Source organism: Enterococcus sp. ZJ1622 (genome assembly GCF_011038845.1).
Taxonomy (GTDB): domain Bacteria; phylum Bacillota; class Bacilli; order Lactobacillales; family Enterococcaceae; genus Enterococcus_B.
Genome location: NZ_JAAKDW010000006.1, coordinates 26,477 through 39,549, shown reverse-complemented (window position 1 = coordinate 39,549; position 13,073 = coordinate 26,477). Strand labels below are relative to the sequence as shown.

Sequence of the window (13,073 nt, the reverse complement as noted above, 5' to 3'; positions counted from 1 at the left end):
TGTCCTCAGTAAACTTTGTTCTTTGACTTTTAGATACCATCTTCATAAAATCGTCCAAGAATCTGGACGTTTTCAGCAATGCTAACGAACGCTTGCGGATCAGAAGCTTTCATCGCCTCTCTTAGCAAAGGCAACTCATATCGTGTAACAATAGTCATCAGGACGGTCTGCTTATCGTGTTTATAAGCCCCTTCCGCTTCATTGATGATCGTGATCCCCCGGCGCATGCAATTCTGGATCTCATTTACTACTTTTTCCGGATGTTTCGTAACGATCATCACTTGCATTTTCTTTTGCTTAGTATAAACAACATCTGTTACTTTCCCGCTGACAAAGATCGACAGCGTACTGTAAAACATATATTGCCAACCAAAAAGAATCCCTGCAACGAACACGATCAGTGCATTGAAGTAAATCGAGATGGAGCCGATCGATTTACCTGTTTTTTTGCGGATCGTGATACTGACGATATCCAATCCTCCTGAGGATAATCCGTTCCTCAAAGCTAATCCGATCCCTAATCCCATCACAGCTCCGCCAAATAGCGCGCAGATGATCGGGTCTGTCGAAAGGACCGTTTCCGGAAGGATGTGGATACATAACGATGTAAGCGTGACTGTGATAAATGTAAATATCGTGAATTTTTTCCCTATCTTTAACCATGCAAGAACAAACAAAGGGATATTCAGCAAGTAAAGCGTTGTCGATACTGGTACTTCAAAGCCGATCAGCGACTTGGATAATGTCGTCAAGATCTGCGCTAGACCAGTGATTCCACTTGAATAGATGTGTCCTGGCTGATAAAAGAAATTCAATGCAACCGATGCGATAAGTGCATAAACAATAGATACCGAAAGTTTGGTCGTATAATCATGGTAAGCCCAATTTTCGAAAGTTTTTTTCATGAAAAAGCCCCGCTTCATATGTTATGGCTTCATTATAAAGTGTTTTTCAATTAAATCAAGATGACAGAAGAGTCTATAATCTAAAAATCCTGCGAAGAGATCAGAGGATGCCTCGTATGATCTCTTCACAGGTTTCAATGACAGTTTTTACAGTGAGAATAAAATTTATGCCAAATTTATAGAAATGGCCTACCCACGAAGTATTTCTCATTTGTATGAAGTCATGAAGAATGCAAGTGAGTCGCTGTCTTCTATTCTTCTACACTTGTCACATCGATATTCAATTCGAACAGTTGCAGAGGCGATACTAGACTTGGCGCATCGCTCATGACATCCGCTGCTTTACCGTTTTTAGGGAAAGCGATCACTTCACGGATATTGTCCTCACCGGCAAGAAGCATAGCAAAGCGATCCAATCCCAAGGCGATACCACCGTGTGGAGGGAAACCGTAATCTAACGCTGTCAGCAAGAATCCGAATTGTTCTTCCATTTGTTCTTTTGTGAATCCTAGTGTTTCAAGGACTTTTTCTTGCAGTTCGCGCGTATGGATACGGATCGAACCTCCACCTAATTCATAGCCATTCAAGACGATATCATAAGCTTCCGCATACACTTTAGCAGGATCTTCTGCTAACAACGGTACGTCTTGTGCTTTTGGCATCGTGAATGGATGGTGAGCAGATACATAGCGTCCTTCTTCTTCAGAATATTCAAATTGTGGCCAGTCAGTGATCCATAAGAAATTGAATTTCGATTCATCGATCAAGCCTAATTCTTTTGCAAGACGTGTACGAACTGCACCTAATGCGGCTGCAACAATTTCTTTTTTATCTGCACCGAACAATAACAGGTCGCCTGCTTTCGCGTCAGTTGCTTGAATGATCGCTTCTGCATGTTCTCCCATAAATTTAGCGATTGGTCCTTTCAATCCGTCTTCTTCCACTTTCAGCCAAGCAAGACCTTTTGCACCGAATTGTCCGACATATTGACCTAAATGATCCAAGTCTTTACGAGAATAACGGCTAGCAGCACCTTTTGCATTCAATGCTTTGACGACACCGCCATTTTCCAAAGCCATCTGGAACACTTTGAATTCCACTTCTTTGACCGTGTCGCTCAGATCGATCAATTCCATATCAAAACGTGTATCTGGTTTGTCGCTACCGTAACGCGCCATTGCCTCATCATAAGACATACGTGGAAATGGCAATGTCACATCGATTCCGCGGACATCTTTCATCACCTTGGCGATCAATCCTTCTGTATATGTCTGGATTTCTTCAGCAGTCAAGAAAGTCGTTTCAATATCCACTTGTGTAAATTCAGGCTGACGATCGCCACGCAGATCTTCATCTCGGAAACAGCGGACGATTTGATAATAACGGTCGAATCCAGCATTCATCAATAATTGCTTGAATAGCTGAGGTGATTGAGGCAATGCATAAAAATGCCCTGCATGGATACGGGAAGGAACGAGATAATCACGTGCTCCTTCTGGTGTTGATTTGCCTAAATACGGTGTTTCGATATCTAAGAAATCATGGTCATCCAGATAATGACGGATCGCTTTTGTCGTATCATTTCTCAGTTTGATATTTTTTGTCATTTTTGGACGTCGCAAGTCTAAATACCGGTATTTCAAGCGGATCTCATCGCTGACAGACTGTTCATCTTCAATCGGGAATGGTGGTGTCTTCGCTTGGTTCAAGATCACGATCTCGCTTGCAATCACTTCGAAAGCACCAGTAGCCATTTTCGGATTCACTGCATTTTCGCCGCGATTTTTGACCACACCTGTTACTTCGATCACGTATTCACTGCGGCATTTGTCTGCCACTGCCCACGCTTCTTTATTGATTTCAGGATTGAATACGATTTGGACGATCCCTTCACGATCGCGCAAATCAATAAAGATCACACCGCCAAGATCACGGCGTTTTTGGACCCAGCCTTTTAACGTAACTGTCTGTTCTAATTGCTTATCGGAAATCAATCCGCAGTAGTTTGTTCTTTGTGCCATTTATTTCTTCCTCCTATTCAAATAAAGTCATTTCATCATAGACTTCATCGAAATGTTCATAGACTTCTTGTAATGGGAAACTTTGTTCTTTACGGCTAGCCATCGCTTTGACTGTGATCGTCTGATTGGCTAGTTCATCTTCACCGAGCACCAGCACTAACTTCGCATTGGCTTTATCGGCCGTCTTGAATTGTGCTTTCGCTTTTCGATTCATAAAATCCCGATCGGCAGAAAATCCGAAATTACGGATAGCTTGAACGACTTTCAATGCTTCGATATTGGTTTCTTCTCCAAGTGCAACAACGTAAGCATCTAGCTCGTTGAAAGCCGGGATCACTACTTCTTCTGCCTCCATTGTCAGCAGCAGACGCTCGATCCCCATGGCAAAACCAAAGCCGGGTGTAGCAGGTCCGCCCAACTCTTCGACTAGATTGTCATAACGTCCACCTGCACAAATCGTTGCTTGCGCCCCCATTTTCGGTGCATCGCTCATGATCTCAAAGATCGTGTGAGTGTAATAATCCAAGCCTCGGACCATATTGCTGTCGATTTCATAAGGGACTTCCAAAGCATCCAGCATCGCAACAACCGTATCAAAATGCTTTTGCGCAGTCTCACTTAAATAATCCAGGATAGATGGGGCATCTGCCACGAATTTTTGATCTCGTTTATCTTTGCTGTCGAGCACGCGTAACGGGTTTTCATGCAGACGGCGTTTTGAGTCTTCACTCAATTCTTCCTCGAAAGGAACAAGATAATCGATCAGCGCCTGACGATAAGCCTGACGAGTTTCTTTATCCCCTAATGAATTGATCACTAACCGAATCTGGGAGATGCCTAACTGTTTGAAGAAATCAAGTGCCATCACCATGCTTTCCACATCAGTCGCTGGGTTTTCTGAGCCGAATGCTTCTACACCGATTTGATGGAATTGGCGTAAACGCCCTTTTTGCGGACGTTCATAACGAAACATTGGTCCCATATAAAACGTTTTGAAAGGTTTGGCATACTCTGGTCCGAATAGTTTGTGTTCTACAAATGAACGGACGATCGGAGCGGTGCCTTCTGGACGAAGCGTGACATGCCGCTCGCCTTTGTCATAAAAATCATACATTTCTTTTGAAACGATATCTGTTGTATCGCCAACACTTCTAGAGATCACTTCATAATGTTCAAAAATCGGTGTACGGATCTCATTGTATTGGTAATCTCTGAATAATAAGCGTGCTGTCTCTTCGACAAATTGCCACTTTTCTGATTCACCAGGTAATATGTCATTGGTTCCTTTTGGTCTTTGGAAACTCATAATATTCTCTCCTTTTCTTGGCTATGTAAAAATAAAAAAATTCACCCTTGTCCAAAATGAACAAGGGTGAATGAAAAGTCATACACGGTACCACCTAATTTCGAAAGATTCCTCTTTCCTCTCACGAATAACGCTCGTACGCGGGACGGCTTTGCACTCGTCCATCTCCAGAGTGTCTTTTCAGTAACTAATCCCTTGAATCATTTCCAGCCACGATGATTCTCTCTTGTAAAGCATCAGGAACTTACTCGCTCTTTCATTGATATTTCGATATTACTTATAACCTACTAAAAACAGCTGGCAAAGTCAAGCAGAATCAGTATCTTTTTCATCCAAGAAACTTTTATCGCTGAGAAAGACGTTTTAGTTTGGCTTTTTATTTTTTTGTTTTAGACTAAAGAAAAAAGGAGGTAACAACTATGGCAGAAATAAGAATCGGACATTCACAAGTCTACGCAGAACAGCTAGGTCTAGGTGCAAATGCGGTGGACGGACATAACCTTTTTTCCAATCTGGAAGACGCAGTCGGAAAACAAGTCGTGCGAACAGCATTAGATAACGGTATCAACTTGATCGATACTGCTTACGCATATGGAAACGGGCGGTCTGAAGAATTGATCGGCGAAGTTTTGAAAGAAAAAGATTACGATCGTTCACGCATCATGATCGCAACGAAAGCTGCACATGTACCAAACGAAAAAAGAACATTCGATAATTCTCCAGAATTTCTCAAGCAATCTGTCGAAAACGCCTTGAGACGATTGCAGACAGACTACATCGATATCTTTTATATCCATTTCCCAGATGAATCAACGCCCAAAAACGAAGCAGTTGCAGCTTTGCATGAATTGAAAGAAGCTGGGAAGATCCGGGCTGTGGGTGTCTCTAATTTTTCGCTTGAGCAATTGAAAGAAGCAAATCAAGATGGTTATGTAGACGTAGTAGAAGATAAATTCAGCCTGATCCATCGGTCAGCCGAAAAAGAGCTGTTTCCTTATCTTGAACAAAACAAGATCAGCTTCGTTCCTTATTTCCCACTTGCTTCCGGTCTATTGACAGGTAAATATCAGCTTGGACAAGAGAAACAATTCAGCGAAGGCGATCCGCGTAGAAACAACCCGGATTTCCAAGGTGAACGGTTCGAAACGATCCTGCAGGCAGTGGATCAGCTGCGTCCTATTGCGAATAAATACGAGGCTTCTGTTGCTCAGTTGGTTTTAGCTTGGTACATGAAACATCCTCGGATATCTGTAGTGATTCCAGGTGCAAAAAAACCGGAACAAGTAGCTGCTAACGCAAAATCCTTGGATATTCATCTATCGAATGAAGACTATCAGGAGATTGATCGGTTGTTCCAAGGATTCTAACTGGTTGACTGAAAAATAAAAAACGAGACGTGACAAAGATTGTCATGCCTCGTTTTTTTTAAGTAAATGGTGTTCAAGAGACAGCCTATCGGCAATAAGCCCAATCAGATGAAAAATATGGAAAGCTATTTTTATCTGATTGTTCTTACTGCTTGATGCAGAGCAGCTTTTTCACAGCCTTTTGTTCAGTCTTTATAAAGCAACGCTCGACTATTGGGATAAGTAGGAAACTGATTGAAAGGTATCGTCCAGTCTTGCTCTGGTACAGAGAACTCGAATTTATTGACTAACTGGTCGGAAAAAACTCTCAAACTGTGCAAGGTGATCCATTCGCCTGCACAACGATGCATTTGTCGAAAATCCCCTCCGCCTTGTGCGATCATTTCGTATTCTTCTTCATAGGAGATATTTTTTGCTCTTCCTAAATAACGTTTGATCATGAACGAATCAGGGGCATCGACTGTCCGTTCATCATGATCCGTCCCATAAAGATCCAAAATCACCCAACTGTCTTTTGGGATCAGATACCCATCTACTTCGACATCTTTCAAAGAAATAGCAGGAAGCATCGGGAAAAATGGATAATAGCGACGCATTTCTTGGATGAACGGATCTTGCAATGTCTCAAAGTCATTTTTCAGCTGCTGTCTCAGATCCGGACGACTGAAAAGCGCATGTCCCATCAATGCCGCCCAGACCGTCAATGCGACTGTTGGCCGAATGATGTTCAGTAATTCAACCGCAGCTACTTCTATCGGTAACAATTCGCCATCCAAATCTGTCGCACGGGCAAAGGCGTATAATGCGACATCTTCTTTACCTGCTACTGGATTTTGCCGAGCTTCTTCAATGAGTTGTTGTGCCCATTTCTCTGATTTTTTACGATTCTCGACACCTTTGATATGATCGATTGGCGAGGTGAATGTCCCGCTGATCATCGAGATTTGATAATCCGCTAATTTTTCGACTTCCTCTTTTGGAAGATTCGACAAATTGATCCCTGACCATTCGCAGATAGAAGTGAAAAAGACATTCTTACTCAGATCGAACAGTTCAAACTTTCCATGCTGCGCCTCAAGCGCCTGCGTCAGATTCTTGTCTAAAAGACGATGGTATTCTTCCATTCGTTCCGGTGTCATCAGATCCATGAAGATACTTTTACGATGATGATGTGCTGCGCCATCCAGCGTCTGGACACCACCTTGTCCGAAAAGTGTTTTTAACACAAGTTTCGGCATGGCTCCTTTTCGCTTGAAATTTCTGGGATCATAAAAGGTCTTTGCAGCAGCCGATCCGTATATCGCAATTGCCTCTTTATTGAAAATCTTTGCTTTGACAACGGGCGCGCCAGCTTCTGTACGCAATTCTTCCAACATTTTGTATCCTTTTTGATACATTTTTCTTAAATCAGTGACCTTGATATCGACAACTGGTACTTCTTTCATTTCACGCAACCTCCTACAAAAAATAACTTATATTATTAGCTTAACTTTTTTTGAAGCTGCTGACAAAAGAAGCGCTTATCCATATGAGGGCATAAAAATAAAGCGGATCACCTGAAATAGTGTTCCCTATTTCTAGGTGATCCGCCTTTGTCACAGACGTCGCTGTCTTTATTTGTTTTGAGAATCGATGAGGATCGTTACTGGTCCGTCGTTTATTAGCGAGACGTCCATATCCGCACCGAATTTTCCAGTAGCAACAGTTATCCCTCGGGTTTCGATTCCCCGATTGAAGGATTCGTACAACGGGATAGCTGTTTCAGGACGCGCCGCTGCAATAAAACTTGGACGGTTGCCTTTTTTTGTATCAGCAAACAAAGTGAACTGCGAAACGCTTAAGATCTCTCCATCGACATCTTCGACACTTCGATTCATTTTCCCTTGTTCGTCTTCAAAGATCCGCATCTGCGTGATTTTTTTTACCAGATAATCCACATCTGCTTGCGTATCTGTTTCATGGATTCCTAATAACACAAGCAGGCCTTGACTGATTTTTCCGACTTGCTGCTGATCGATCGTCACAGCAGCTTGGCTGACTCGCTGGATCACCGCTCGCATGTTTGTTTCCTCCTATCCATTGGTCCGACGTACACTGTAAACATCTGGGACCGATTTGATCTTATCGACGATACTCTTCAAATGCGCCAGATTCTGGATGCCGACGGTCAAATGGATCGTGGCCATTTTGTCTTTATTGGTTCTGGCCTCTACGCTATTGAGATTTTTAGTCATCGCATTGACTGTTTGTAGTACGTCGTTCAGTAAACCAGAACGATTATAGCCGTAGATTTCCAAATCTGCGTCGTATTCTTTTTTCGTATTTGAGGTATCTTCCCATTCTACTTCGATCAAACGTTCTGCGATATTCGGTTTATCAGGCTGGACATTGGGACAATCGCGCCGATGGATCGAGATCCCTCTGCCTTTCGTGATATAACCGACGATGTCATCGCCTGGGATCGGATTACAGCAGCGGCTGATACGGATCAGCAAGTTTTCGACGCCTTGGATCACCACACCGCCTTCATGACGGACCTTCATTTTTTCAGGTTCTTTTTTCGGCTGATTCATGATTTCATCGGCTTCTTGTTTTTGCTGTTCGATTTTTTGTTCTTTCCGTTCTTTTTCTGTCAAGCGGTTTGCCATAGTCAACGGGCTGATTTCCCCATAACCGACAGCCGCATAAAGATCATCTTCTGTCTGATAGTTGAATCGTTCCAAAGCTTCTTGGAGCTTGTTCTTGGTTAAGATCTCTTTTGGCGTAAACCCAAGATCAGTGATACATTTCAGAACAGATTCATGCCCTTTGACGACATTTTCTTCACGATCTTGCGCTTTGAAGAAACGCTTGATTTTATTTCTGGCCTTACTTGTTGCCACTAGTTTCAGCCAGTCTCTGCTTGGTCCAAACGAATTTGGCGAGGTCATGATCTCGATGATATCCCCATTTTTGAGTTTGTAATCAAGCTGGACCATTTTGCCGTTGACTTTCGCTCCTGTTGTCTTGTTTCCGACATCTGTATGGATGCTGTAAGCAAAGTCTAACGGTCCTGAGCCTTTTGGCAACTCGGTCACGTCTCCTTTTGGTGTGAAAACATAGACTTTGTCACTGAAGATATCGCCTTTGACACCCTCCATGAATTCTGAAGCATCATAGCTTTCGTCTTGGAGTTCAAGGATCTCATGGAACCAGCTCAATTGTTTCGTCATGCCATCTGGTTCTACTTTTTCATTTTTTCCTTCTTTATAGGCCCAATGTGCTGCGACCCCGAATTCAGCGATTTCGTGCATTTCCTGTGTCCGTATTTGGATTTCGACTGGATTTCCGGCAGGACCGATCACAGTAGTATGCAATGATTGATACATATTCGCTTTTGGCATTGCAATGTAGTCTTTGAACCGACCCGGCATCGGTTTCCATTTCGTATGGATCGCTCCTAATACCGCATAACAGTCTTTGATCGAGTCAACGATCACTCGGATCGCCAGCAGATCGTAGATTTCATTGAACTGTTTTTTCTGATCCTTCATTTTTCGATAGATCGAATAAATGTGTTTTGGCCGGCCGTAGATCTCCGCAAAAATTCCCAGCTCTTCTGTGGCCAGACGGATATCTTCGACAGTGCCACTCACATATTTCTCACGTTCTTCTCGTTTTGTCTGCATCAAGTGGACAATACGGTAATACTGTTTTGGGTTGAGGTAACGGAGAGCTGTATCTTCTAACTCCCATTTGATGCGGCTGATACCTAAACGATGCGCTAAAGGTGCATAGATTTCCAACGTTTCCTGAGCAATCCGGCGTTGTTTGTCTTCTCGCAGATGTTTCAATGTACGCATGTTATGTAGTCGATCGGCAAGCTTTACCATGATAACGCGCAAATCTTGCGCCATAGCCAATAACATTTTACGATGGTTCTCTGCTAACTGTTCTTCATGGGATTTATATTTTATCTTTCCCAGTTTTGTGACGCCATCTACTAGCATGGCTACGTCGTCACCGAATTCTTCTCTCAAATCTTCTAAAGTGACCTCAGTATCTTCCACTACATCATGCAAGAAACCAGTTGCTACTGTATGGGGGTCCATTCTCAAATCTGCTAAGATCCCAGCTACTTGGATCGGATGGATGATGTATGGTTCGCCTGATTTTCTGAATTGTCCTTCATGTGCAGCTGTTGCATATTCACAGGCTTTCTTGACAAAAGCAACATGCTCGGGCCCCATATACTGACTGACCAGATCGATAACGCCAGGACCTGTTAAAATAACTTCTTTTGACATAGGAATCGATCCCCCTTTCGTTTTTTCGCAATAAAGCAGGAAATGGAGCAAATATCTGTTTGATAGTTGCCCCAAGTCTCTTGAACACGCTGATCTTTTCGCAAACGATGTTCTAGGTATTTCAAACATTCTGTATGCTTTTCATAAATAATTGTTTCTATTATACAAATACTTGCTTCTTTTTTCAATTTTTTCTTAACATTCAGTGCTTCGGCTCATCTCACAATAATTCCCATTGATAGCTTGCGGCGCCCAATAAATAAAGTGGTGCAGTTTCTGTTCGTAAGATTCTTGGACCCAGTCCGCAAAGAATGCCACCCATCTGTTCAAATTGAGCGATTTCTTCTGGCACTAGACCGCCTTCTGGGCCAAATATAGCCAAGATCCTGCTTCCAGCAGCTGCCGTGCTCAAAGCTTTGGCAAGATTAGTCATCTCACCTTTCTTGGCAGATTCTTCATAGGCAACGAGTACAATATCATAGTGCGAAAGATTGTCATAAAGTTCTGCTTTGGATTCGAGCAATTCTACTTTCGGCACGACTTGACGATGGGACTGCTCTGCTGCTTCCTGCGCGATTTTTTCGAGTCTTTGCTGACGTTTCATCCGCTTTTTCGAATCCCATTTGACCACAGACGTCTTTGCAGGGAATCCCAAGAAAGCATGGGCGCCCATCTCTGTTCCTTTTTGAACGATCCAGTCCAGTTTTTCCCCTTTTGGATAACCGCTGGCAATCGTGATCATACTTGGCAGTTCTTTCTGGTTTTCTTCTTTTGCGATTTCGGTCAGGTGGACCTCATCTTCTGTGATCTCTGTGATTTCAGCAATGATCGCCAGTTGATCACTGAAAGCCAAATACACTTGGTCTTCTGGTGTCATACGCATCACGCGAACGATATGATGATAAGCTTCTCCTTTTAGTGTAAACTGTTCCTTTGGCTGATACGACTCTTCTAAAAAATACCGTTGCATTTAATCCACCTCAGGCTTTTTCAGCATAATTGCGTACCAGTCCTTTTGCTGAAAGACTTGGTCGACTACGAATCCTTGGGCTTCCATGGCATCAATGACCATCTGCTTCTTCTCTTCGATGATTCCTGAAACAATCAACGTACCTGTCTGTTTCAATAACCGCCACGCATCAGGGATCATCAATAAGATGATGTCTGCAAGGATATTGGCGACGATCACATCACTTTCGATTTCGATCCCATTGAGCAAATCATTCGCACTGACTTCTACGTCTTTTGCGATTTCATTCATGTCCATGTTTTCTTTTGCCGAACGGACAGCTACTTCATCTAAGTCAAAAGCATAGACATCTTTTGCTCCGAGGTATTTTGCTGCGATACTCAGCACACCAGACCCCGTTCCTACATCCAGCACAGTTTCTCCGCCTCGCAAGACAGTTTCCAAAGCTTCCAAAGTAAGAGTGGTAGTCGGGTGTGTGCCTGTCCCGAACGCCATACCTGGATCTAACGTGATGATTTTTTCCATCGGGTCATTTGTATGATAGTCTTCCCAACTGGGTACGATGGTCAGCATCCGAGTGATACGCACAGGATGATAATATTTTTTCCAGGCAGTCGCCCAATTGCTTTCTTCGACTTCGCTCACTGTAACGATATTTTTTCCGATTGCCAATCCGAAATCTGGCAATTTGGAAATATTGTTTTTGATAAATGGCAGAATCTCCGGCAAAAAGATCGTTTCAGGGAAATAGGCCATCACCAATGCACCCTCTTTTAAAGAAGTGAAATCTTCTTTGTCTAATAGTTCACCGTACCGATCTGATTTGAAATTCTCCACATCTAACGCATCTTCAATCGCCACACCGCTTGCACCGGCTTCCATCAGAATATTGGCGACTGCTTCTACAGCTTCGCTTGCTGTTTCTACTTTTACTTCATTCCACTTCATGAATATCGCTCCTTAATAGCTTGGATAAGGCAGATAATCCGTCTTTCCGCCTTGCTGGTTTTCTTCTACGAATCGTACAAACTTCTCGTTGTCCCAATGCAATTCAAAAATCGCTTCTTCGTCGTCTTCATCTAAGAAATCTAAAAGATCGCTTTGACCTTCTGCCAGTACTTCCGCCAGATAATCGATTAATGCATCAGCAACTGGTTTTGCCATTCCTTTTTTTCCTTCATAAGGGACAGTCGCTAAATAATCCTGTTCGTCAAATACTGATTTTTGAGGATTGAATAACAGTACGCCATCTTCAAATTCAATGATCTCTTCTTCAGAAACCACGCCTTGTGCATCATCGATCTCCAAGTGTGCTTTGTTTTCCGCAAACAAGCGGACAACAATCTCGATCGTATGGTTTTTCGTATCCCAATCTAGCGCAACATCGTACTCGCTGATTTTCGATTCAATCGCTTCGTCCAGATACGTCAGCAAATTCGTTTTTTTCATGTTCATTCCTCCAGCCCCAGTCTTCATCGACTAGGTTCTTTTTTTGTAGGGAAATATAAGGATTTCCCGAAACGGCAAAGCGCAATGGTTTCGTTGTCCATACCCCCTTGTTCGGAATACCGATCCTAGGGAGTGCATCGATTTTTTTCGGTGTTTTCTTTTTTTCAAATACCAGACGCAGCGTACTATCTGCGATCGATCGTCCATAAAGCTCTTGAGTAATCCCAAGAGCTGCCACTAATTTACCAGGGCCATTACTAATGTCCGGACCGATTTTCCCTCCGCGGTTCCTACTCATCTGATCGATCCCTGTGGCAGGCTCGATCGCACGGATCATCACACCTTGAGGAATCCCTTCCGGCTGAGTGATGATATTCAATATCCGATGGGTATGCATCGTGTAAAGATAGATCGTTCCAGGCTTTTCATACATGGCACGTACCCGTGGCGTCCTGCGCATGCCATAACTATGGGCAGCTTCATCTTCCGGTCCAAGATAAGCTTCTGCGTCTACGATATAACCTGCTAATATTCCATCAGGCGTTTCATGTTCCAAGTACATTCCTAATAAGTCACGTGCAACTTCTGGTGTCGTTTTGTTCAAAAAGAACGCATCTATTTTCGTTTTATCTGTCATTTTCCTCACCTACTTTATCATACACAATAATACGGTCAGAAGCTATGAAAACAAAAAGCATTTCAACTATCCAAAAAGTATCGCTCAGCTTTGTTTCTGACTTCTCTCATGGGAAATATGCTATAATAAACG

At 43.0% G+C, this 13,073-nt stretch carries 11 protein-coding genes; 1 reads left to right on the top strand and 10 read right to left on the bottom strand.

Translation table 11 applies throughout. The features are described from left to right. Nucleotides 1-29: 29 nt before the first annotated feature. The 3 genes from G7Y42_RS07060 to hisS all read right to left on the bottom strand — a co-directional run bounded on the left by G7Y42_RS07060 (nt 30) and on the right by hisS (nt 4,232). Complete coding sequence (locus G7Y42_RS07060) at nt 30-905, bottom strand: YitT family protein (protein WP_002293644.1); 876 nt, start codon at nt 903-905, stop codon at nt 30-32. 251 nt (nt 906-1,156) lie between these two features. Then, a complete protein-coding gene (gene aspS, locus G7Y42_RS07055; protein WP_165005410.1) occupies nt 1,157-2,926 on the bottom strand; it encodes an aspartate--tRNA ligase in 1,770 nt (589 codons plus the stop codon). 13 nt (nt 2,927-2,939) lie between these two features. Then, nucleotides 2,940-4,232, bottom strand: a complete 1,293-nt coding sequence (gene hisS, locus G7Y42_RS07050) for a histidine--tRNA ligase (RefSeq protein WP_165005411.1) — start codon at nt 4,230-4,232, stop codon at nt 2,940-2,942. A 419-nt stretch (nt 4,233-4,651) separates the two neighbouring features. Between hisS and G7Y42_RS07045 the strand changes: the two genes are divergently transcribed. Further along, a complete protein-coding gene (locus tag G7Y42_RS07045; RefSeq protein ID WP_165005412.1) occupies nt 4,652-5,599 on the top strand; it encodes an aldo/keto reductase in 948 nt (315 codons plus the stop codon). A gap of 185 nt (nt 5,600-5,784) precedes the next feature. Here the strand turns inward: G7Y42_RS07045 and G7Y42_RS07040 are convergent, their stop codons facing one another. The 7 genes from G7Y42_RS07040 to G7Y42_RS07010 form a co-directional block, all read right to left on the bottom strand. Further along, entirely contained in the window at nt 5,785-7,044 is a 1,260-nt protein-coding gene (locus G7Y42_RS07040) for a cytochrome P450 (RefSeq protein WP_165005413.1), read from the bottom strand. A 168-nt stretch (nt 7,045-7,212) separates the two neighbouring features. Further along, nucleotides 7,213-7,659, bottom strand: a complete 447-nt coding sequence (gene dtd / locus G7Y42_RS07035; protein ID WP_165005414.1) for a D-aminoacyl-tRNA deacylase — start codon at nt 7,657-7,659, stop codon at nt 7,213-7,215. Nucleotides 7,660-7,671: 12 nt separating this feature from the next. Continuing rightward, nucleotides 7,672-9,885, bottom strand: a complete 2,214-nt coding sequence (locus tag G7Y42_RS07030; protein ID WP_165005415.1) for a bifunctional (p)ppGpp synthetase/guanosine-3',5'-bis(diphosphate) 3'-pyrophosphohydrolase — start codon at nt 9,883-9,885, stop codon at nt 7,672-7,674. 220 nt (nt 9,886-10,105) lie between these two features. Further along, nucleotides 10,106-10,855, bottom strand: coding sequence for a 16S rRNA (uracil(1498)-N(3))-methyltransferase (locus G7Y42_RS07025; RefSeq protein WP_165005416.1), 750 nt, complete (start codon nt 10,853-10,855; stop codon nt 10,106-10,108). Further along, on the bottom strand, nt 10,856-11,803 hold the full coding sequence (gene prmA / locus G7Y42_RS07020) for a 50S ribosomal protein L11 methyltransferase (protein WP_165005417.1): 948 nt from the start codon (nt 11,801-11,803) through the stop codon (nt 10,856-10,858). It lies immediately after the preceding gene. A gap of 12 nt (nt 11,804-11,815) precedes the next feature. Further along, entirely contained in the window at nt 11,816-12,304 is a 489-nt protein-coding gene (locus G7Y42_RS07015) for a DUF3013 family protein (RefSeq protein ID WP_165005418.1), read from the bottom strand. Next, nucleotides 12,261-12,941, bottom strand: coding sequence for a DNA-3-methyladenine glycosylase (locus G7Y42_RS07010; protein ID WP_165005419.1), 681 nt, complete (start codon nt 12,939-12,941; stop codon nt 12,261-12,263). Before G7Y42_RS07010 ends, G7Y42_RS07015 begins: the two co-directional genes overlap by 44 nt. Between the last annotated feature and the right edge of the window lie 132 nt (nt 12,942-13,073).

Bases quoted from the DNA above. Each gene is read 5' to 3' on its own strand.
- G7Y42_RS07045 (WP_165005412.1), top strand. From the start codon at position 4,652: ATGGCAGAAATAAGAATCGGACATTCACAAGTCTACGCAGAACAGCTA.
- G7Y42_RS07015 (WP_165005418.1), bottom strand. From the start codon at position 12,304: ATGAAAAAAACGAATTTGCTGACGTATCTGGACGAAGCGATTGAATCG.
- G7Y42_RS07060 (WP_002293644.1), bottom strand. From the start codon at position 905: ATGAAAAAAACTTTCGAAAATTGGGCTTACCATGATTATACGACCAAA.
- G7Y42_RS07030 (WP_165005415.1), bottom strand. From the start codon at position 9,885: ATGTCAAAAGAAGTTATTTTAACAGGTCCTGGCGTTATCGATCTGGTC.
- G7Y42_RS07025 (WP_165005416.1), bottom strand. From the start codon at position 10,855: ATGCAACGGTATTTTTTAGAAGAGTCGTATCAGCCAAAGGAACAGTTT.
- dtd (WP_165005414.1), bottom strand. From the start codon at position 7,659: ATGCGAGCGGTGATCCAGCGAGTCAGCCAAGCTGCTGTGACGATCGAT.
- prmA (WP_165005417.1), bottom strand. From the start codon at position 11,803: ATGAAGTGGAATGAAGTAAAAGTAGAAACAGCAAGCGAAGCTGTAGAA.
- G7Y42_RS07040 (WP_165005413.1), bottom strand. From the start codon at position 7,044: ATGAAAGAAGTACCAGTTGTCGATATCAAGGTCACTGATTTAAGAAAA.
- G7Y42_RS07010 (WP_165005419.1), bottom strand. From the start codon at position 12,941: ATGACAGATAAAACGAAAATAGATGCGTTCTTTTTGAACAAAACGACA.
- aspS (WP_165005410.1), bottom strand. From the start codon at position 2,926: ATGGCACAAAGAACAAACTACTGCGGATTGATTTCCGATAAGCAATTA.
- hisS (WP_165005411.1), bottom strand. From the start codon at position 4,232: ATGAGTTTCCAAAGACCAAAAGGAACCAATGACATATTACCTGGTGAA.